General features: G+C 49.1%; 22 protein-coding genes. 10 read left to right on the top strand and 12 right to left on the bottom strand.

The window, feature by feature from the left end; all coding sequences use genetic code 11:
* The first annotated feature begins 12 nt into the window (after positions 1 to 12).
* From manZ to mntP, 3 genes are all read left to right on the top strand, one after another.
* On the top strand, positions 13 to 864 hold the full coding sequence (manZ, locus tag BGE37_RS07955; RefSeq protein ID WP_000228655.1) for a PTS mannose transporter subunit IID: 852 nt from the start codon (positions 13 to 15) through the stop codon (positions 862 to 864).
* A gap of 54 nt (positions 865 to 918) precedes the next feature.
* Positions 919 to 1,377, top strand: a complete 459-nt coding sequence (locus tag BGE37_RS07950) for a DUF986 family protein (protein ID WP_000156290.1) — start codon at positions 919 to 921, stop codon at positions 1,375 to 1,377.
* Between the two features lie 428 nt (positions 1,378 to 1,805).
* A complete protein-coding gene (gene mntP, locus BGE37_RS07940) occupies positions 1,806 to 2,372 on the top strand; it encodes a manganese efflux pump MntP (RefSeq protein ID WP_001296134.1) in 567 nt (188 codons plus the stop codon).
* Here the strand turns inward: mntP and rlmA are convergent.
* From rlmA to mgrB, 5 genes are all read right to left on the bottom strand, one after another.
* A complete protein-coding gene (rlmA, locus tag BGE37_RS07935) occupies positions 2,369 to 3,178 on the bottom strand; it encodes a 23S rRNA (guanine(745)-N(1))-methyltransferase (protein ID WP_000010109.1) in 810 nt (269 codons plus the stop codon). The genes mntP and rlmA overlap by 4 nt on opposite strands.
* Positions 3,179 to 3,343: 165 nt before the next feature.
* The gene (gene cspE, locus BGE37_RS07930) at positions 3,344 to 3,553 is read right to left on the bottom strand and encodes a transcription antiterminator/RNA stability regulator CspE (protein WP_001062678.1); all 210 of its coding nucleotides are present in this window, start codon (positions 3,551 to 3,553) and stop codon (positions 3,344 to 3,346) included.
* Positions 3,554 to 3,565: 12 nt separating this feature from the next.
* Positions 3,566 to 3,709 carry a DUF2627 domain-containing protein gene (locus BGE37_RS07925; protein WP_001295496.1) on the bottom strand — a complete coding sequence of 48 codons (144 nt, stop codon included), beginning with the start codon at positions 3,707 to 3,709 and terminating at the stop codon, positions 3,566 to 3,568.
* A gap of 669 nt (positions 3,710 to 4,378) precedes the next feature.
* A complete protein-coding gene (locus BGE37_RS07915; RefSeq protein WP_105287917.1) occupies positions 4,379 to 4,666 on the bottom strand; it encodes a YebO family protein in 288 nt (95 codons plus the stop codon).
* Between the two features lie 74 nt (positions 4,667 to 4,740).
* A complete protein-coding gene (gene mgrB, locus BGE37_RS07910) occupies positions 4,741 to 4,884 on the bottom strand; it encodes a PhoP/PhoQ regulator MgrB (RefSeq protein WP_000714550.1) in 144 nt (47 codons plus the stop codon).
* A gap of 158 nt (positions 4,885 to 5,042) precedes the next feature.
* On the opposite strand from mgrB, the gene BGE37_RS07905 reads away from it, so the two are divergent.
* Complete coding sequence (locus tag BGE37_RS07905) at positions 5,043 to 5,282, top strand: YobH family protein (RefSeq protein WP_001211011.1); 240 nt, start codon at positions 5,043 to 5,045, stop codon at positions 5,280 to 5,282.
* 143 nt (positions 5,283 to 5,425) lie between these two features.
* On the opposite strand, the gene kdgR is transcribed toward BGE37_RS07905, so the two are convergent.
* Complete coding sequence (gene kdgR, locus BGE37_RS07900) at positions 5,426 to 6,217, bottom strand: DNA-binding transcriptional regulator KdgR (RefSeq protein WP_032184413.1); 792 nt, start codon at positions 6,215 to 6,217, stop codon at positions 5,426 to 5,428.
* 176 nt (positions 6,218 to 6,393) lie between these two features.
* Between kdgR and BGE37_RS07895 the strand changes: the two genes are divergently transcribed.
* A complete protein-coding gene (locus BGE37_RS07895; RefSeq protein ID WP_001354729.1) occupies positions 6,394 to 7,767 on the top strand; it encodes an MFS transporter in 1,374 nt (457 codons plus the stop codon).
* Positions 7,768 to 7,812: 45 nt separating this feature from the next.
* On the opposite strand, the gene htpX is transcribed toward BGE37_RS07895, so the two are convergent.
* The 4 genes from htpX to msrC all read right to left on the bottom strand — a co-directional run bounded on the left by htpX (position 7,813) and on the right by msrC (position 12,246).
* Positions 7,813 to 8,694, bottom strand: coding sequence for a protease HtpX (htpX, locus tag BGE37_RS07890; RefSeq protein WP_000984517.1), 882 nt, complete (start codon positions 8,692 to 8,694; stop codon positions 7,813 to 7,815).
* Between the two features lie 191 nt (positions 8,695 to 8,885).
* Complete coding sequence (gene prc / locus BGE37_RS07885) at positions 8,886 to 10,934, bottom strand: carboxy terminal-processing peptidase (RefSeq protein WP_001055790.1); 2,049 nt, start codon at positions 10,932 to 10,934, stop codon at positions 8,886 to 8,888.
* Positions 10,935 to 10,953: 19 nt separating this feature from the next.
* Positions 10,954 to 11,652, bottom strand: coding sequence for an RNA chaperone ProQ (proQ, locus tag BGE37_RS07880; protein ID WP_039020727.1), 699 nt, complete (start codon positions 11,650 to 11,652; stop codon positions 10,954 to 10,956).
* Positions 11,653 to 11,748: 96 nt separating this feature from the next.
* On the bottom strand, positions 11,749 to 12,246 hold the full coding sequence (msrC, locus tag BGE37_RS07875) for an L-methionine (R)-S-oxide reductase (protein WP_001043890.1): 498 nt from the start codon (positions 12,244 to 12,246) through the stop codon (positions 11,749 to 11,751).
* A gap of 129 nt (positions 12,247 to 12,375) precedes the next feature.
* On the opposite strand from msrC, the gene yebS reads away from it, so the two are divergent.
* The 5 genes from yebS (at position 12,376) to BGE37_RS07850 (ending at position 18,430) form a co-directional block, all read left to right on the top strand.
* Entirely contained in the window at positions 12,376 to 13,659 is a 1,284-nt protein-coding gene (yebS, locus tag BGE37_RS07870; protein WP_105267302.1) for a membrane integrity lipid transport subunit YebS, read from the top strand.
* Positions 13,628 to 16,261, top strand: coding sequence for a lipid-binding membrane homeostasis protein YebT (gene yebT, locus BGE37_RS07865; protein WP_105287916.1), 2,634 nt, complete (start codon positions 13,628 to 13,630; stop codon positions 16,259 to 16,261). Before yebS ends, yebT begins: the two co-directional genes overlap by 32 nt.
* A gap of 79 nt (positions 16,262 to 16,340) precedes the next feature.
* A complete protein-coding gene (gene rsmF, locus BGE37_RS07860) occupies positions 16,341 to 17,780 on the top strand; it encodes a 16S rRNA (cytosine(1407)-C(5))-methyltransferase RsmF (protein WP_105287968.1) in 1,440 nt (479 codons plus the stop codon).
* A 117-nt stretch (positions 17,781 to 17,897) separates the two neighbouring features.
* Complete coding sequence (locus BGE37_RS07855; protein ID WP_001295499.1) at positions 17,898 to 18,134, top strand: YebV family protein; 237 nt, start codon at positions 17,898 to 17,900, stop codon at positions 18,132 to 18,134.
* 104 nt (positions 18,135 to 18,238) lie between these two features.
* Positions 18,239 to 18,430 carry a YebW family protein gene (locus tag BGE37_RS07850; RefSeq protein ID WP_001296140.1) on the top strand — a complete coding sequence of 64 codons (192 nt, stop codon included), beginning with the start codon at positions 18,239 to 18,241 and terminating at the stop codon, positions 18,428 to 18,430.
* On the opposite strand, the gene pphA is transcribed toward BGE37_RS07850, so the two are convergent.
* Entirely contained in the window at positions 18,431 to 19,087 is a 657-nt protein-coding gene (gene pphA / locus BGE37_RS07845; protein ID WP_000812737.1) for a protein-serine/threonine phosphatase, read from the bottom strand.
* Positions 19,088 to 19,481: 394 nt separating this feature from the next.
* On the bottom strand, positions 19,482 to 19,823 hold the full coding sequence (locus BGE37_RS07840; RefSeq protein ID WP_000976467.1) for a YebY family protein: 342 nt from the start codon (positions 19,821 to 19,823) through the stop codon (positions 19,482 to 19,484).
* Position 19,824: the final 1 nt, after the last annotated feature.

The raw sequence follows: 19,824 nt of genomic DNA, 5'->3' as shown, positions 1-19,824 counted from the left end.
CAGGTGAGCGAAATGGTTGATACAACTCAAACTACCACCGAGAAAAAACTCACTCAAAGTGATATTCGTGGCGTCTTCCTGCGTTCTAACCTCTTCCAGGGTTCATGGAACTTCGAACGTATGCAGGCACTGGGTTTCTGCTTCTCTATGGTACCGGCAATTCGTCGCCTCTACCCTGAGAACAACGAAGCTCGTAAACAAGCTATTCGCCGTCACCTGGAGTTCTTTAACACCCAGCCGTTCGTGGCTGCGCCGATTCTCGGCGTAACCCTGGCGCTGGAAGAACAGCGTGCTAATGGCGCAGAGATCGATGACGGTGCTATCAACGGTATCAAAGTCGGTTTGATGGGGCCGCTGGCTGGTGTAGGCGACCCGATCTTCTGGGGAACCGTACGTCCGGTATTTGCAGCACTGGGTGCCGGTATCGCAATGAGCGGCAGCCTGTTAGGTCCGCTGCTGTTCTTCATCTTGTTTAACCTGGTGCGTCTGGCAACCCGTTACTACGGCGTAGCGTATGGTTACTCCAAAGGTATCGATATCGTTAAAGATATGGGTGGCGGCTTCCTGCAAAAACTGACGGAAGGGGCGTCTATTCTCGGCCTGTTTGTCATGGGGGCATTGGTTAACAAGTGGACACATGTCAACATCCCGCTGGTTGTCTCTCGCATTACTGACCAGACGGGCAAAGAACACGTTACCACTGTCCAGACTATTCTTGACCAGTTAATGCCGGGCCTGGTACCACTGCTGCTGACCTTTGCTTGTATGTGGCTGCTGCGCAAAAAAGTTAATCCGCTGTGGATCATCGTTGGCTTCTTCGTCATCGGTATCGCTGGTTACGCTTGCGGCCTGCTGGGACTGTAAGATTGTTGTACACTACCGGGGCCTTTTGGCCCCGTTTTTTTATCTGGAGGATTAATGACAATCACGGACCTGGTACTGATTCTTTTCATCGCCGCACTCCTGACCTTCGCGATCTACGATCAGTTCATCATGCCCCGCCGCAACGGCCCCACCCTGCTGGCAATTCCTTTGCTCCGACGTGGCCGCATCGACAGCGTTATCTTCGTAGGACTGATTGTCATTCTTATCTATAACAACGTCACGAATCATGGCGCGCAAATAACGACATGGTTATTAAGTGCACTGGCTCTAATGGGGTTTTATATTTTCTGGATCCGCGTTCCGAAGATCATCTTTAAACAAAAAGGTTTTTTCTTCGCCAATGTCTGGATTGAATATAGTCGAATTAAAGCGATGAACTTGTCTGAAGATGGCGTGTTAGTGATGCAATTAGAACAGCGCCGGCTGTTAATCCGCGTTCGAAATATCGACGACCTGGAGAAAATTTATAAACTTCTTGTTTCCACTCAATAAGTTATGAATTTAGCCAAAGCTATGCTTGCTGTATTTTAAATAATCAGACATAGCTTAGGCTATATTATCCCATCCCTTATTTGTTATTTATTTTAACGTTTCATTGATATATAAATCTAAATGAAAATCGTTATCAATTAACTGCTGAAATAATATATCCCAACAGTTGTTTTATATTCTAAAAATATGTTAATGTTGCGCCCTCATTTGGGGAGTAGCCGATTTCCAGATTCCGGAAATGTACGTGTCAACATACTCGTTGCAAAACGTGGCACGTACGGACTGAACACTTTCAGTCAGGCGAGACCATATGCACATCAATCGCTATGCCTGCATGAACGCGAAAATCATCGCGGTTTGTTGTTCATGTATGCATGTTTGCTGGGGGCGATGATGTGTTTTATGGATACCCCGGTCAGGACGTTGTCATGAATATCACTGCTACTGTTCTTCTTGCGTTTGGTATGTCGATGGATGCATTTGCTGCATCAATCGGTAAAGGTGCCACCCTCCATAAACCGAAATTTTCTGAAGCGTTGCGAACCGGCCTTATTTTTGGTGCCGTCGAAACCCTGACGCCGCTGATCGGCTGGGGAATGGGCATGTTAGCCAGCCGGTTTGTCCTTGAATGGAACCACTGGATTGCGTTTGTGCTGCTGATATTCCTCGGCGGGCGAATGATTATTGAGGGTTTTCGTGGCGCAGATGATGAAGATGAAGAACCGCGCCGTCGACACGGTTTCTGGCTACTGGTAACCACCGCGATTGCCACCAGCCTGGATGCCATGGCTGTGGGTGTTGGTCTCGCCTTCCTGCAGGTCAACATTATCGCGACCGCATTGGCCATTGGTTGTGCAACCTTGATTATGTCGACATTAGGGATGATGGTTGGTCGCTTTATTGGCTCAATTATTGGGAAAAAAGCAGAAATTCTCGGCGGGTTGGTGCTGATCGGCATCGGCGTCCAGATCCTCTGGACGCACTTCCACGGTTAATAAGAACGCTGCCAGAGGTGAATATTAAAGTCCGTCTGGCAGTCGAACACTTCTTTTGCTGCCAGTGTTTGCCAGACTTCTGGCTTCGCACGCCAGGCAAACGGCGTCATCTGCAATAATGCGACGGCTTCATCACCGCGAAGACGCATCGGATAACACAACTCAGCACTCTGCTGTAATGTAAAACCTTCGAGTTGTTCTGCATGAGGTGCATGAAGATGTACTTCATTGTAAATCAGCCCCTTCAGCTCCATCAAATGTCGCGGTCCCGGCGTGGCAGTAATGACCCAACCGCCAGGCTTCACTACTCGCGCTAACTCTTCTGCTTTACACGGCGCGTAAATACGTATTATGGCGTCCATACTGGTATCGGAAAACGGCAAACGGTGGCTGGAAGCAACACAAAAAGTGACCTGCGGATAGCGTTTCGCCGCCGCTTTTATCGCTACCTTCGAGACATCCAGGCCAAACGTGGTGATTTCGGGCAACGCATCGGCAAATGCGTGTGTGTAATACCCTTCACCACAGCCAATATCCAGCACCGCCGTGGCCTTTTCATCAAGCCGTTCCTGCAGTTGGGCGACAATTGCATCACGCAGTGGCTGATAATGTCCGGCATCTAAGAATGCGCGGCGTGCTTGCATCATTTCCGCGCTGTCGCCCGGATCACGAGACCGTTTATGCTGAACGGGCAGCAAATTGACATACCCTTCTTTCGCCATATCAAACTGATGTCGCTGGGGACAGATATAGCTGTTTTTTTCACGCGAAAGAGGCTGATGGCAAAGTGGACAGGAAAACGACATGACAACTCCGGCAGGATACTAAAGGCCGCAAGTGTAACGCGAATCACGCGGCGGGCAAATATCCGAACGCCAGGAGCGAAGATAAAACAAAGTAAAAAGCCTCGCATTCGACGAGGCTTTATAGCGAGATTGAAGTGTCTTCACACTTCAGATCAGTGGATTCGATCAGATAGCTGTTACGTTAACAGCTGCCGGACCTTTCTGACCGTCCTGAATTTCGAACTCAACGTTCTGACCTTCAGCCAGAGTTTTGAAGCCATTACCCTGGATAGCGGAGAAGTGTACGAACACGTCTTTGCTGCCATCAGCCGGAGTAATGAAGCCAAAACCTTTAGACTCGTTGAACCACTTAACCTGACCTTTAATCTTTGCCATTTGAAAAATTCCTTAGATTGTTTTCTTCGCCCGCAGGCATAACATAGATAAAACTGACACATTACTGCATGAGGCACCAATATAAGGCTCGGCAGAGAAGCGGTATTCAACGTCAACGTGTTTACTCAGGACTTCTTTACTGAAAATGCCACACATAAACAGAACTGTACCTCGTTTAACCCGAAATCTGTTATCACATACAACGTTAATTATGGCAAGCCATTTTTAAACATGTCTCGATCAGACGCACAAATCTCGATACGTCTTCCACTTTTTTTGCACACTTATGCAACGGAATACGCGCCGATATATCATTGTGCTTAACCTTGCCAGTTCAGGCAGATACTTAAACTGACGTATTTTCTAACATAGTTCAATAAGTTCAGTTGTTCCAGGCCAATGGGAGAAGTTATTACATAGTGCGTGCAATATCACATTTTCTGCTATGCAATGAATAAAAAGTTATATCACTTTTTCTCATAAAACAGTCAGTTAACGGCTATCAATCACCCCAAAGAGAAGTCAATCGCCAAAGATATTGTAAATTTAAAATAAGAAAAATTGATGAATGCGCAAAAAAATCAAGAGAGAAACGTTTCGCTAATAAATAATAACACGCTTAATCACAAATCCGATGTAAACATCCTAATAAATTAATGGGCTAAATATCTTTTTCTGATATCCCGTTACGCAAATAAATAATATGATAATTATTTGAAGTCAGACCAGAGTTTTAATTTGAAGCAGTTGCACCATGACAGTGCGTATAATCAGGATGAATTGAGTAACCCTTCAACGACGGGGTTACTCAAGATTGAGGAAGGATTACCGTTCGGCGACCAGACGAATAATATCTTCGTCTTCAACCGATTTTTGACTCTCAACGGTCTTTTTATCTTCTTTCTCAGGTTCGTTTGCTTCGCACAAACGACGTAACAGTGCATTTTGACGTTTTTGCTGATCCAGCAACGCCTCAAGCAGTTCAATCTGTTCGTTAGTTCGTGAACTGGCACGATTGATAAAAAACCACAAGATGAGCCCGATAAGAAGAACCAACACCGATACAACCAAAGACGCAATGTTCATCACGCCTGAATTTACAACTTCGTTCATTTCACCACCTCTGAGTAGAGGCGCTATTCTACCACTGCTGGAGAGGAAGAAAATCTAGTGCTGAAAAAATGATATCACCACGGGATAAACTGGTTAATGGCACAAATTCCGCTGAAAAATTGTACATCCTGATCGCACATCATGTTGAATACCTGCGCCCAAAGCAGCAAGCAAGCCAACACCACGACAACCAGAACGACCCATCGAAACTTTTTCACTCCAATCTCCGTTTCACCTACCTTATGTCATTAAACTAGCATGTGTTAGTTAAACAGCGCCTAACTATGTCGATATTCGTGCTTTTTCAGAATGAGTCGCTTGCTTCAGCGCATATTGCCGCTACGATTAAGCGAACATAAAAAGAGAAGAGGTTGTAATGCGATTCATCATTCGCACAGTTATGCTGATAGCACTGGTATGGATAGGATTATTACTCAGCGGATATGGCGTTTTGATTGGAAGCAAAGAGAATGCCGCGGGATTAGGTTTGCAATGTACCTATCTGACCGCCAGAGGCACCAGCACGGTACAATACCTGCACACTAAAAGTGGTTTTCTGGGGATAACAGATTGCCCGTTGTTACGTAAAAGCAATATTGTGGTCGATAATGGTTAAGGGTAATAAATAATCAGATTCTCACTCATAAGTAAAATATTCTTATCGCAAGTGCGTTTAATATAACGCCACCTTCAACTTTATTTTTCTCATGCTAAATAAAGAACCTGTCTGTTTGATATTCAGACAGGTTCTTACTCTCATCAGAACGGATAGTCGTGATAACCCATTTGGGCAGAAATTTTGCGCGCCGCGGTATGCAACATTGCGACATATTCCTGTAAACGCTCTTCAGAGAAACGCAACGTCGGGAAGGAGATGCTCAGACCGGCAATGACCACGCCAAAGCGATCAAATACCGGAACCGCAATGCAACGCAGTCCTTCTTCCTGCTCTTCGTTATCTTCGCCATACCCCTGCTCGCGCACCAGGTCCAGAACGGGTAATAACGCTTCTGTACTGGTGATGGTCCGTTCGGTACTGCGTTTATACTCCACGCCCTCAAGAATTTGCTTCACTTCATCGCGATCGCGCCATGCCAGCAGTACCTTACCAATCGCGGTGCTGTACAGCGGATTACGACGCCCAATCCGTGAATACATGCGCAAATTGTACATAGAGTCAATTTTGTGGATGTAAACAATACTGTCTTCGTCGAGAGCACCGAGGTGGATCGTTTCTTTGGTCAGGCGGGAGATCTCACGCATCTGGATATCTGCACTACGAATTAAATCGACGTTTTGTAACGCACGAGCGCCCAGTTCAAACAATTTCAGGGTCAGCGAATATTTCTCCGACTCCCCTTCCTGCGCCACATAACCCAGGGTTTTCATGGTCTGTAAAAAGCGATAAACGGTGCTTTTTGACATCATGACGCGCTGCGACAGCTCGGTTATCCCTATTTCGCGCTCTTCACCCAGCGCCTGCAAAATGCCAAAAACTTTCAGCACGGAAGATACAGAATCAGGCTGTTTATCCAGATCTGCATTAGCCATTTATCACCTCATTGCGAGTGTTTTATAAAAATCAGAACTGTTTTTTATTATAATTTCGCACCTGGGTGGTCGCAATCCATCTTTTGCCGGTTAGTTACAATTCTGCGACATCCACCGTGAATATCAGTGCTAGAATCTTACCCCTGTTGATTATTCACCAAAGATATAAAATTCCTATGCCAAAAGTTCAGGCCGACGGCCTGCCATTGCCCCAGCGATACGGTGCGATATTAACCATTGTGATTGGTATTTCGATGGCTGTGCTTGACGGCGCAATCGCCAACGTCGCCTTGCCAACAATCGCCACAGACCTTCATGCCACACCGGCCAGTTCCATCTGGGTAGTGAACGCCTATCAAATCGCCATTGTCATCTCCCTGCTCTCGTTTTCGTTTCTGGGCGATATGTTTGGCTATCGACGTATTTATAAATGCGGTCTGGTCGTTTTTCTGTTGTCTTCACTGTTCTGCGCCCTTTCTGATTCGCTACAAATGCTCACCCTTGCGCGTGTCATACAAGGTTTCGGCGGTGCAGCGTTGATGAGCGTTAATACCGCACTTATCCGCCTGATCTATCCACAACGTTTTCTGGGTAGAGGGATGGGCATAAACTCGTTTATTGTTGCCGTCTCTTCTGCTGCCGGGCCGACAATTGCTGCAGCAATCCTCTCCATCGCATCCTGGAAATGGTTATTTTTAATCAACGTACCGTTGGGTATTATCGCCCTGCTTCTGGCCATGCGTTTTCTGCCACCCAATGGCTCTCGTGCCAGTAAACCCCGTTTCGACCTGCCCAGCGCCGTGATGAACGCGTTAACCTTCGGCCTGCTTATTACTGCATTGAGTGGTTTCGCTCAGGGGCAATCGCTGACGTTGATTGGCGCGGAACTGGTGGTAATGGTTGTCGTTGGTATTTTCTTTATTCGCCGCCAGCTTTCTCTTCCCGTACCGCTGCTACCGGTGGATTTACTGCGTATCCCGCTGTTTTCGCTTTCTATTTGCACATCTGTTTGCTCTTTCTGCGCACAAATGCTGGCAATGGTTTCCCTGCCCTTTTACCTGCAAACCGTGCTCGGGCGTAGTGAAGTCGAAACAGGTTTACTTCTGACACCGTGGCCGTTAGCAACAATGGTGATGGCTCCGCTGGCAGGCTATTTGATTGAACGCGTACATGCAGGATTGCTGGGTGCTTTAGGGTTGTTCATCATGGCTGCGGGGCTTTTTTCCCTGGTTCTGCTGCCCGCGTCACCTGCGGATATCAATATTATCTGGCCGATGATCTTATGTGGCGCTGGATTTGGCTTATTCCAGTCACCCAATAACCACACCATTATTACCTCCGCTCCGCGCGAACGTAGCGGTGGGGCCAGTGGCATGTTAGGGACGGCTCGTCTATTGGGTCAGAGTAGTGGCGCGGCGCTGGTGGCGCTGATGCTAAATCAGTTTGGTGATAATGGTACACACGTCTCGCTGATGGCTGCGGCTATTCTGGCAGTGATTGCTGCCTGTGTCAGTGGCTTACGTATTACCCAGCCACGATCCAGGGCATAAAAAAAGCGCGTCGATCAGGACGCGCTTTTTAGTATTTACTTCATATTACTTCAGGTATTCACCCGTACGCAGAGCTTCAATACGTTTATCCAGCGGCGGGTGAGTCATGAACAACTCACTGAGCGATTTCGACTTCCCGTTAATACAGAAAGCCATCATGCTGGTTGCTTCTTGTGGTTCATAGCTGGTTTTCAGACGTTGCAGCGCGGCAATCATTTTCTCACGACCAACCAGTTTTGCTGAACCCGCATCGGCGTGGAATTCACGGTGACGCGAGAACCACATGGTGATAATGCTCGCCAGAATACCAAACACCAGTTCCAGCACCGTCGCGACGGCAAAGTAGATCAGTGGGTTGCCGTTGCTCTCTTCACCTTCGTCACGGTTACCGCCCATGAAGCCAGCAGCCAGCTGCGCCAGAATACGTGAAATAAAGATAACGAAGGTGTTCACCACGCCCTGAATCAGCGTCATGGTGACCATATCACCATTGGCGATGTGACTGATTTCGTGAGCAATTACCGCCTCAGCTTCATCCGGGCTCATGTTCTGCAACAAACCGGTGCTGACAGCAACCAGAGAGGCATCACGGCGCGCACCGGTTGCAAAAGCGTTGATGTCCGGCGCATGGTAGATAGCCACTTGCGGCATAGCGATCCCCGCCTGACGAGCCTGGGTTGCTACAGTATTGACCAGCCAACGTTCCCTTTCGTTACGCGGTTGCTCGATCACTTCCCCGCCAACAGATCGTAATGCCATCCATTTGGACATCAGAAGCGAAACGAAGGAACCACCAAAACCGAACAGCAAGGCCATGATCATCAGCCCCTGAACGCTGCTCGACTGTATCCCTGTCAGGCTCAGTACCAGCCCGAAAACGACCATTACGGCCAGGTTCGTTAGCAGGAAGAGCGCGATTCGCATCATAATTTTCTTTTTACCTCAGTTTAACAAAACGCAATATGCGATACCCACATCGTATGGGTTACGCGACTATTTTCAAGTCTGGATAGTGCGTAAGTCACCAGAAAGACACAACTTTACATTTTGTAGCATCTGATTTACGGCATCTTGCCGCTGTTAAAAAATCAGGCACAATTTCTTGTGCCTGATTGATGTTACTTGACGGGAGCGGGTTGTTCCGCGGGTCTGGCTTTTTCAAGCTTCGCCAAATCGAGTGCGATATTCACCGTCTCATCCAGATAAGGATCCGGTTCCTGGTAATCTTTCGGTAGATCATCCAGCTTCTTCAACTCCGGTTTACCTTCGCGTTTAAAGCGTTCGTTCAAACGCGCCAGACGCGTCGCATCATCTTCATTATTCTCTTTCTCACGCACCGCGTAATTCAGAGAAACGATATTGCGCTTGTCCTTCATGGCGTTGAAGCGCGCGATATCCTTCATGATGTTCTGGAACTCAGGATCTTTCGCGATACGCGCATTATGCGCCTTCAGCAACTCCGGTTCAAAGGCCGTTAAATCGCCTGATTTCACATAGGTTGCAGCATCAATGCTATCCCACGGCAGCGCGTTATCTTCAAATTTCTCTCCCGTTTCCGTTTCTTCATTACCTGTCGGCATGATGATGTCTGGCGTTACGCCCTTACGTTGCGTACTGCCGCCGTTAACGCGATAGAATTTCTGGATCGTGTATTGAACAGAACCCAAAGCTGGCCATTCAGGACGTAACATCTGATCGTAAATACGGTTCAATGAACGGTACTGCTGGACAGTGCCTTTACCAAATGTCGGTTCACCCACAACCAGCGCACGACCGTAATCCTGCATTGCCGCAGCAAAGATTTCTGAAGCCGAAGCACTAAAGCGGTCAACCAGCACCACCAGCGGGCCTTTATAGAAGACCTGACCGTCGGTATCGCTGTCTTCACGAACTTTACCGTTGTTATCACGAACCTGAACAATCGGACCTGCAGGAATAAACAGGCCTGAAAGCGATACTGCCTCGGTCAACGCCCCACCGCCATTGCTACGCAGGTCGATGATCACACTGCTGACATTCTGTTTTTCCAGTTTCTGCAGTTGTACTTTGACATCATCTGTCAAACCCACATAGAAGCCAGGAATATCCAGCACGCCAACTTTCTCTTTACCGACGGTCTTCACCGACATTTTAACCGCGCGGTCTTCGAGGCGAATACGTTCACGGGTCAACGTTACAGTACGGGTCTTGGTCCCTTTACCAGCAGGTAAAATTTCCAGACGAACTTTACTGCCCTTCGGCCCTTTAATTAAGGCAACCACGTCATCAAGACGCCAGCCAATCACGTCAACCATCGGCTTGCCTGTTTGACCAACACCGACAATTTTGTCACCAACGCTGATAGCTTTACTCTTCGCTGCCGGGCCACCTGCCACCATCGAATTGATAACGGTGTAGTCATCATCCATTTGCAGCACTGCGCCAATACCTTCCAGCGACAAACTCATTTCAGTGTTGAACTGTTCGGTATTACGCGGGGAAAGATAGTTGGTATGCGGGTCTATTTCACGAGCAAACGCCGTCATTGCCAGCGAGAAAACATCTTCGCTGTTGGTTTGCGCCAGACGACGAATGGCAAATTTGTAGCGGCGAGTCAGAGTTTCACGAATTTCTTTATCCGTTTTTCCTGTCAGCTTAAGACTTAACTCGTCGAATTTGACTTTACTGTCCCACAGCGCGTTCAACTCAGCCTCGTTTTTCGGCCAAGGAGCTTTGCTGCGGTCAAGGTTATAAGTGTCGTTGCCGGTAAAATCCATCGGCTTTTCCAGTACCGACAAAGCGTACTGGTAACGTTCAAAACGGCGCTTTTGCGCCAGATTGTAGAGATCGTAGAAAACGTCGAGTTTGCCTGAACGAAGTTCATCGCCTAACTCGGTTTTCTTTTTCGCGAACTGTTCAACATCGCTTGCCAGCAGCACGTTGTGGCTGTAATCGAGCAGATTCAGGTAGCGGTCAAAGATTTTAGCCGAAAATGCCTGATCGAGGTCGAACTGGCGATAATGAGAACGGGTGAAGCGCGACGTTACGCGCTCACTCACCGTCGCATGCTGCGTCTCTTCCTTTAACACCGGAATTTGATCAGCACGCGTGATATCTTCTACAGCGAAGGTCTGGCCTGCTATTGCAAGCAGGCCAGCTAACGCGGTAAGCCTAAAAAACATGTTCATGCCTGGCCCGGCCTCCGTTTCAGAACACCAGGTGTTCTGCGCGCACAATCAAAGACATACCCGAATTCAGTTGGACGCGGACGCCGTCTTTGGTGATTTCTAATACGGTGGCATCCATCGCGTTTTGACCCGCTTTCACCTTCAGGGCTTGTCCGACAGTCAGAGCTGAAATGTCAGAAACTGGGGTGTGCTGTTCTTCGCGAGGTGCTTTTGCTGTTTTTGGCGCTTTCTCTACCGACTTTTGCGCACGTGGTTTACGCTCAGCGCCTTCTTTGCGGCGTGGCGTGGTCGGACGTGGCTTGCGTTCGCGGCGCGGTGCGTCTTCTTTCTCACCAGCAGCTGCGGCAGCTTCGCGTTTTTTCGCTTGCTGCTCAGCACGCTGTGCCTGAACACGTGCTTTCGCTTCTTCAAGCTGCTTGCGAGCATGCTCTACATGTTGCTCGTCCAGCTCACCGCATGGGTTGCCGTCAAGATCGACACGCGTTGCGCCGGGTTTAACACCGTAAAGGTAACGCCAGCTCGAGGTATAGAGACGTAAAGCGGATCGCAATTGCGTTTTGCTCAGGTTCATTTCCCCGGCAACACGATCGACCAAATCCTGAAAAATACCGATTTTCAGCGGACGCGCTTCACCTTCCGCACTGAAACAGTGGGGAAAACGTTCGGCCAGAAACGCGATTACTTCTTTACTGCTATTCAACTTAGGTTGATTTTCCATGAAATTTCCTGATTACAACGGACGTAGCCAACAAGCGCAGGCATGAACAGGCGTCATTATAATGACGCCATCAGTAAATGCTACGTTATCCGTTGATTATCCTGCGACGCTCGCAAAGAATTTTTTGTAATCCGTCATTGCAAGCACCTTTTCAAGCTGTGCCACAAGCTGACGTAAGCCCTGCTCGTCCTCGTCTGTAAAGCGACCAAAGACGGTACTGTCGATATCGAGAACACCAATAATCTGATTTTTCACCACCAGCGGCAGGACAATTTCAGAATTACTTGCTGCATCACAGGCAATATGTCCGTCAAAAGCGTGAACATCCTCGATTCGCTGCACTTCATTACGGGCAACTGCAGTGCCACACACACCGCGCCCGACGGGGATGCGTACACAAGCAATTTTGCCCTGAAACGGTCCGAGAACCAACGTCTCGTCCTCAAGTAAATAAAAACCTGCCCAGTTTACGTCAGTGAGACGCTCATATAACAACGCACTGGTGTTCGCAAGCGTTGCCAGAAAACTGGTTTCTCCCGCCATCAGCGCGTTAAAGTCACGGTTTAAATCCGCGTAAAATTCTGTTTTGTTCATTATGTAATCACTTGGTTGTCTTACCTGGAACTGCCAGCCTATTAAAATAAGCATTAAATGCGTTAATGCTCAAGATCATTCCCATCATGGGTTAAGATTAATGTTAATTCTTATTACATTTGGCACGTCATGGCTCTTAACACACCACAAATTACGCCGACAAAAAAGATAACAGTGAGGGCAATTTGCGAGGAACTGCCGCGTGGTGATTACCAACGTTGCCCGCAATGTGACATGCTGTTTAGCCTACCCGAGATAAACTCTCATCAAAGTGCCTATTGTCCGCGCTGTCAGGCAAAAATTCGTGACGGGCGCGACTGGTCGCTAACGCGCCTGGCAGCAATGGCATTCACCATGCTGTTGCTGATGCCGTTTGCCTGGGGCGAACCGCTGTTGCATATCTGGCTGTTAGGTATTCGTATTGACGCCAATGTCATGCAAGGCATCTGGCAAATGACCAAACAGGGCGATGCAATAACGGGGGCGATGGTCTTTTTTTGCGTTATTGGTGCCCCCCTTATTCTGGTGACCTCCATAGCTTATTTATGGTTTGGTAACCGACTGGGAATGAATCTACGCCCGGTACTGCTGATGCTTGAGCGATTGAAAGAGTGGGTGATGCTGGACATCTATCTGGTCGGTATTGGCGTTGCTTCTATAAAGGTGCAGGATTATGCGCACATTCAGGCGGGTATTGGTCTGTTCTCTTTTGTTGCATTAGTGATATTGACCACGGTGACGTTGTCACATCTTAATGTCGAGGAACTGTGGGCGCGATTTTATCCACAGCGCCCCGCTACGCGTAGGGACGAGAAACTTCGTGTCTGCCTGGGATGCCATTTTACCGGCTATCCCGATCAGCGTGGTCGCTGCCCGCGTTGCCATATCCCGCTACGCCTGCGTCGCCGTCATAGTCTGCAAAAGTGCTGGGCGGCGCTGTTAGCATCAATCGTGTTGTTGTTACCTGCCAACCTGTTACCTATTTCTATCATTTATCTGAATGGTGGGCGGCAGGAAGATACGATTCTTTCCGGGATTATGTCGCTGGCAAGTAGCAACATTGCGGTCGCCGGAATCGTGTTTATCGCCAGTATTCTGGTGCCATTTACCAAAGTGATCGTCATGTTCACTTTACTGTTGAGCATTCATTTTAAATGCCAGCAAGGTTTACGCACACGCATTCTGTTACTGCGGATGGTGACCTGGATCGGTCGCTGGTCGATGCTCGACCTGTTTGTCATATCTTTAACCATGTCGCTAATTAATCGCGATCAGATCCTCGCTTTTACTATGGGACCGGCTGCGTTTTATTTCGGCGCAGCGGTAATTTTGACTATTCTTGCTGTGGAATGGCTGGACAGCCGCTTACTTTGGGATGCACATGAGTCAGGAAACGCCCGCTTCGACGACTGAAGCGCAGATTAAAAATAAACGCCGTATCTCACCTTTCTGGCTGCTGCCGTTCATCGCGCTTATGATTGCCGGTTGGCTGATTTGGGACAGTTATCAGGATCGGGGTAATACCGTCACCATCGACTTTATGTCGGCGGACGGTATCGTCCCGGGCCGCACACCTGTTCGTTATCAGGGCGTTGAGGTCGGAACAGTGCAGGATATCAGCCTGAGCGACGATCTTCGTAAGATTGAAGTCAAAGTCAGCATCAAGTCCGATATGAAAGATGCGCTGCGCGAGGAGACACAGTTCTGGCTGGTGACGCCAAAAGCCTCGTTGGCAGGTGTCTCCGGGCTGGACGCCCTCGTCGGGGGTAACTATATCGGCATGATGCCGGGTAAAGGTAAAGAGCAGGATCACTTTGTCGCACTCGATACCCAACCGAAATATCGGCTGGATAATGGCGATCTGATGATCCACCTGCAAGCCCCCGATCTCGGTTCACTGAACAGTGGTTCACTGGTCTATTTCCGCAAGATCCCGGTGGGTAAAGTCTACGACTATGCCATCAATCCCAATAAACAAGGTGTGGTGATAGATGTCCTGATCGAGCGGCGTTTTACCGATCTGGTGAAAAAAGGTAGCCGTTTCTGGAACGTTTCTGGCGTTGATGCCAACGTCAGTATCAGTGGTGCGAAGGTGAAACTGGAAAGTCTGGCGGCACTGGTTAACGGTGCGATTGCCTTCGATTCACCTGAAGAGTCGAAACCTGCCGAGGCGGAAGATACCTTTGGTCTGTATGAAGATCTGGCCCACAGCCAGCGTGGCGTAATAATAAAACTGGAACTGCCGAGTGGGGCCGGATTAACCGCCGACTCGACGCCGTTAATGTATCAGGGGCTGGAAGTCGGACAGCTGACTAAACTGGATTTAAATCCTGGTGGTAAAGTCACTGGGGAAATGACCGTTGATCCCAGCGTCGTCACGCTGTTACGGGAAAATACCCGCATCGAATTACGTAATCCAAAATTATCCCTTAGCGATGCTAATCTCAGTGCCTTGCTGACCGGCAAAACCTTCGAGTTGGTGCCGGGCGACGGTGAGCCACGTAAAGAGTTTATTGTTGTTCCTGGCGAAAAAGCCCTGCTACAAGAGCCGGATGTTCTGACACTGACCCTGACAGCACCAGAAAGTTACGGCATTGATGCTGGTCAGCCGCTCATTCTTCACGGCGTGCAGGTAGGCCAGGTTATCGATCGTAAACTCACCAGCAAAGGCGTCACCTTTACCGTCGCCATCGAGCCTCAGCATCGCGAACTGGTAAAAGGCGATAGCAAATTTGTCGTCAACAGCCGTGTCGACGTGAAGGTGGGGCTGGATGGCGTTGAGTTTCTCGGTGCCAGCGCCTCAGAATGGATTAACGGCGGGATACGTATTCTGCCAGGCGATAAAGGCGAGATGAAAGCCAGCTATCCACTGTATGCCAATCTGGAAAAAGCGCTGGAGAACAGCCTTAGCGATTTACCCACCACAACCGTGAGTTTGAGTGCAGAGACGCTGCCGGATGTGCAGGCAGGATCGGTAGTGCTATACCGTAAATTTGAAGTTGGTGAAGTTATTACTGTGCGTCCGCGAGCTAACGCGTTTGATATCGATCTGCATATTAAGCCGGAGTATAGCAACCTTCTGACCAGCAACAGCGTGTTCTGGGCAGAAGGTGGGGCGAAAGTTCAGCTAAATGGTAGTGGTCTGACTGTACAGGCATCCCCGCTCTCCAGAGCATTAAAGGGAGCTATTAGCTTCGATAACCTCAGCGGTGCCAGCGCCAGTCAGCGTAAAGGCGACAAGCGAATTCTGTATGCTTCCGAAACAGCGGCCCGTGCGGTTGGAGGGCAAATTACGCTTCACGCTTTCGATGCCGGAAAACTGGCGGTCGGGATGCCAATTCGCTATCTCGGTATTGATATCGGGCAAATCCAGACGCTGGATCTGATTACCGCGCGCAATGAAGTACAGGCAAAGGCGGTACTCTATCCGGAATATGTCCAGACCTTTGCACGCGGTGGTACACGCTTCTCAGTGGTCACACCGCAAATTTCGGCAGCTGGCGTTGAGCATCTTGATACTATCCTCCAGCCGTATATCAACGTCGAACCAGGCCGGGGCAATCCTCGCCGCGACTTTGAATTACAAGAGGCCACCATAACTGATTCGCGTTACCTGGATGGCTTAAGCATTATTGTTGAAGCGCCGGAAGCCGGTTCGTTAGGCATCGGTACGCCTGTGCTGTTCCGTGGTCTGGAAGTCGGTACGGTTACCGGAATGACGCTGGGGACATTGTCAGATCGCGTGATGATTGCGATGCGCATCAGTAAACGCTATCAACACCTGGTGCGTAACAATTCCGTCTTCTGGTTGGCATCGGGTTACAGTCTGGACTTTGGTCTGACGGGCGGCGTCGTGAAAACCGGCACCTTTAACCAGTTTATCCGTGGCGGCATCGCCTTCGCTACGCCTCCGGGTACGCCGCTGGCACCGAAAGCCCAGGAAGGCAAGCACTTCCTGTTGCAGGAAAGTGAACCGAAAGAGTGGCGTGAATGGGGAACAGCGCTTCCCAAATAATGCCCACTGCTCCGGCGTGCCTGCGCCGGAGCGTTTATGCTAAACTGCGTGCCTGTTTTTTTGCCAGTGGTACATGCTCGTGGCCCAACACACCGTTTATTTCCCGGACGCCTTTCTGACACAAATGCGCGAAGCAATGCCTTCGACGCTCTCATTTGATGATTTTCTTGCCGCCTGTCAGCGCCCGTTGCGCCGCAGTATTCGCGTTAATACGCTGAAAATCTCCGTTGCTGATTTCCTGCAATTAACCGCCCCTTATGGCTGGACGCTTACGCCAATTCCGTGGTGTGAAGAAGGTTTCTGGATTGAACGCGACGATGAAGATGCCTTGCCATTGGGTAGTACCGCCGAGCATTTAAGTGGCCTGTTTTATATTCAGGAAGCCAGTTCAATGTTGCCCGTCGCCGCCTTGTTTGCTGACGGTAATGCACCACAGCGGGTGATGGATGTCGCTGCCGCGCCCGGCTCCAAAACGACGCAAATTGCCGCGCGGATGAATAACGAAGGGGCGATCCTTGCCAATGAGTTTTCCGCCAGTCGGGTAAAAGTGTTACATGCCAATATCAGCCGCTGTGGCATCCGTAATGTTGCGCTCACGCATTTTGATGGCCGTGTATTTGGTGCGGCATTACCAGAAATGTTCGATGCCATTTTGCTGGACGCTCCCTGCTCCGGCGAAGGCGTGGTGCGTAAAGATCCCGATGCGCTAAAAAACTGGTCACCAGAAAGCAATCAGGAAATCGCAGCTACCCAACGGGAACTGATCGACAGCGCCTTTCATGCATTACGCCCTGGCGGTACGCTGGTTTACTCGACCTGTACCTTAAACCAGGAAGAAAATGAAGCCGTCTGCCGGTGGCTGAAAGAGACTTACCCCGACGCAGTAGAGTTTTTACCGCTTGGCGATCTCTTCCCTGGTGCAAATAAGGCGCTGACCGAAGAAGGCTTTTTGCATGTTTTCCCACAAATTTACGACTGCGAAGGCTTCTTCGTTGCTCGTCTGCGTAAAACTCAGGCGATCCCCGTCTTTCCCGCCCCAAAATACAAAGTGGGCAATTTCCCGTTTAGCCCGGTGAAAGATCGCGAAGCCGGTCAAATTCGTCAGGCGGCTGCAAGTGTTGGCTTAAACTGGGATGGAAACCTGCGACTCTGGCAACGCGACAAAGAACTGTGGTTGTTCCCGGTGGGCATTGAAGCCTTGATCGGTAAAGTCCGATTTTCTCGGTTGGGGATTAAACTTGCCGAAACACATAACAAAGGTTATCGCTGGCAGCATGAAGCGGTTATTGCCCTTGCCTCCCCCGACAATGTGAACGCTTTTGAACTGACACCGCAGGAAGCGGAAGAATGGTATCGCGGGCGCGATGTTTACCCGCAAGCCGCGCCAGTAGCGGATGATGTATTGGTTACTTTCCAGCATCAGCCGATTGGTTTAGCCAAACGGATTGGTTCGCGACTGAAAAACAGCTACCCGCGTGAACTGGTGCGGGACGGGAAACTTTTTACAGGTAACGCCTGATAGCGCACAAAAAAAGCGCACTTTTTGACTGGCACATTCGGCTGCCTCAACTAGGCTGAAAAATGGTGCGATCGGACTGGTCGTACCACAACCGGCAGCTAAATGGAGAGCACGAAGATGAAAACCAGTGTGCGCATAGGCGCTTTTGAAATCGACGACGGCGAATTACACGGCGAATCGCCGGGTGATCGAACGTTAACCATTCCTTGTAAATCAGACCCCGATTTATGTATGCAACTGGATGCCTGGGATGCTGAAACCAGTATCCCTGCCCTGCTAAATGGCGAACACTCTGTCCTTTACCGTACCCGTTACGATCAACAATCTGATGCCTGGATTATGCGTCTTGCCTGATCCAAAAAGAACCCGTCGGCATGGCGGGTTATTTGTCCTGGTTATTCCCCCGTTGTAAAATCTCTCCTAAACTTAACGGTACGGCACCACACTTCGGGGATGAAATGTTCGCGCTGGTACTTTTTGTTTGCTACCTGGATGGCGGTTGTGAAGATATTGTTGTGGATGTCTACAACACGGAACAACAGTGTCTTTATTCTATGAGCGATCAACGGATCCGCCATGGCGGTTGTTTTCCGATTGAGGATTTTATAGATGGTTTCTGGCGACCTGCACAGGAGTACGGTGATTTTTAATTATTGCAATTGCACAAGAGTCAGTTCTCCCCCAAAGACAGCACCGGTATCAATATAATGCAGGTTGCCAATATCCACGCGATGGCGCAACGGTGTATGACCAAACCAGAAATGATCAGCACCTGTAATTCCCTGCCCTTTTTGGCCTTCACGTAATCGTGAGCGGCTCCACAAGACCTGATGCAAATCGACGTCCTTTTGCCATTCATAAACATCATCCGGATAATCGGCATGGGCAATAACATGTTTGCCGGTGCGACTGTGTACTTCAAGAATAAAGGGCAAATACTGACATTTTTCCAGCGCCGTTTTCGCTTGTTTCTGTTGATTATCTGCCAGCGCAATAAACCAGTCGCCGCCATTCATCAACCACAAAGACATCTGCTGGGATGCCAGCGCATCCATCGCCATCTGTTCATGATTGCCTCTTACCGCACGAACCCAATGTTGTTCCAGTAACTGCAGGCAACGTAAACTTTGCGGCCCACGATCGATAACGTCTCCCACTGAGATAAGTAAATCTCGCCACGGATCAAAACGACAATGCCATAATTTGCGGCGCAACTGCTCAAGACAACCGTGTATATCGCCTGAAAGCCAGATATGTCGCCATTGATGACCCGCAATTCTCTGATAAACGGGCGCAGGCTGTTTCATCAATATTTTCCTCCCGGGCTAAAGATCACATAATCTTAACAAGAATGTTAAAAAACGCTGGACTCAGACAGTAGAGTGTGTGTTATGGTTGACTATAAAGTCAGCGAAGGGAATGCTTCTGGCTTTTAACAGATAAAAAGAGACCGAACACGATTCCTGTATTCGGTCCAGGGAAATGGCTCTTGGGAGAGAGCCGTGCGCTAAAAGTTGGCATTAATGCAGGCTTAGTTGCCTTGCCCTTTAAGAATAGATGACGACGCCAGGTTTTCCAGTTTGCGTGCAAAATGGTCAATAAAAAGCGTGATGGTCATCAGCTTAAATGTTAAAAACCGCCTGTTCTGGTGAAAGAACTGAGGCGGTTTTTTATTGGAAATCAAAAGGCTATTTTAGGTAATTAACAGAGTTTTTCAGCTCGCTCTATAAACGGTGCCAGACTCATTTTTTCACCTGGATTGTTAGGATCATCAATCTGAATCACCGAAATGGGCTGGGCATTGGTCTTCCCGCTGGCGACTTCCTTTTGTGCGATATCGTTCAAAGGATACTGCACGAGGGTACTCGGATTAATAACATACAACGCATGGCCCGGTCGGCATGTCAGCATCACCTCTTCGCGGTTAAATGCCCATTTGTCTTTACCCACTTCAAAACGACTGACGGTAATCACCTGCGGTGCCGCCAGCGCCGCTGCAGAACTGGTGAGTAACAGAAACGCCAGAATACTTTTTTTCATCATT

The organism is Escherichia sp. MOD1-EC6300, assembly GCF_002965045.1.
Classification (GTDB): domain Bacteria; phylum Pseudomonadota; class Gammaproteobacteria; order Enterobacterales; family Enterobacteriaceae; genus Escherichia; species Escherichia coli_F.
Note: the sequence above shows the minus strand (reverse complement) of the source record. Positions and strands in the feature narration are given on the sequence as shown.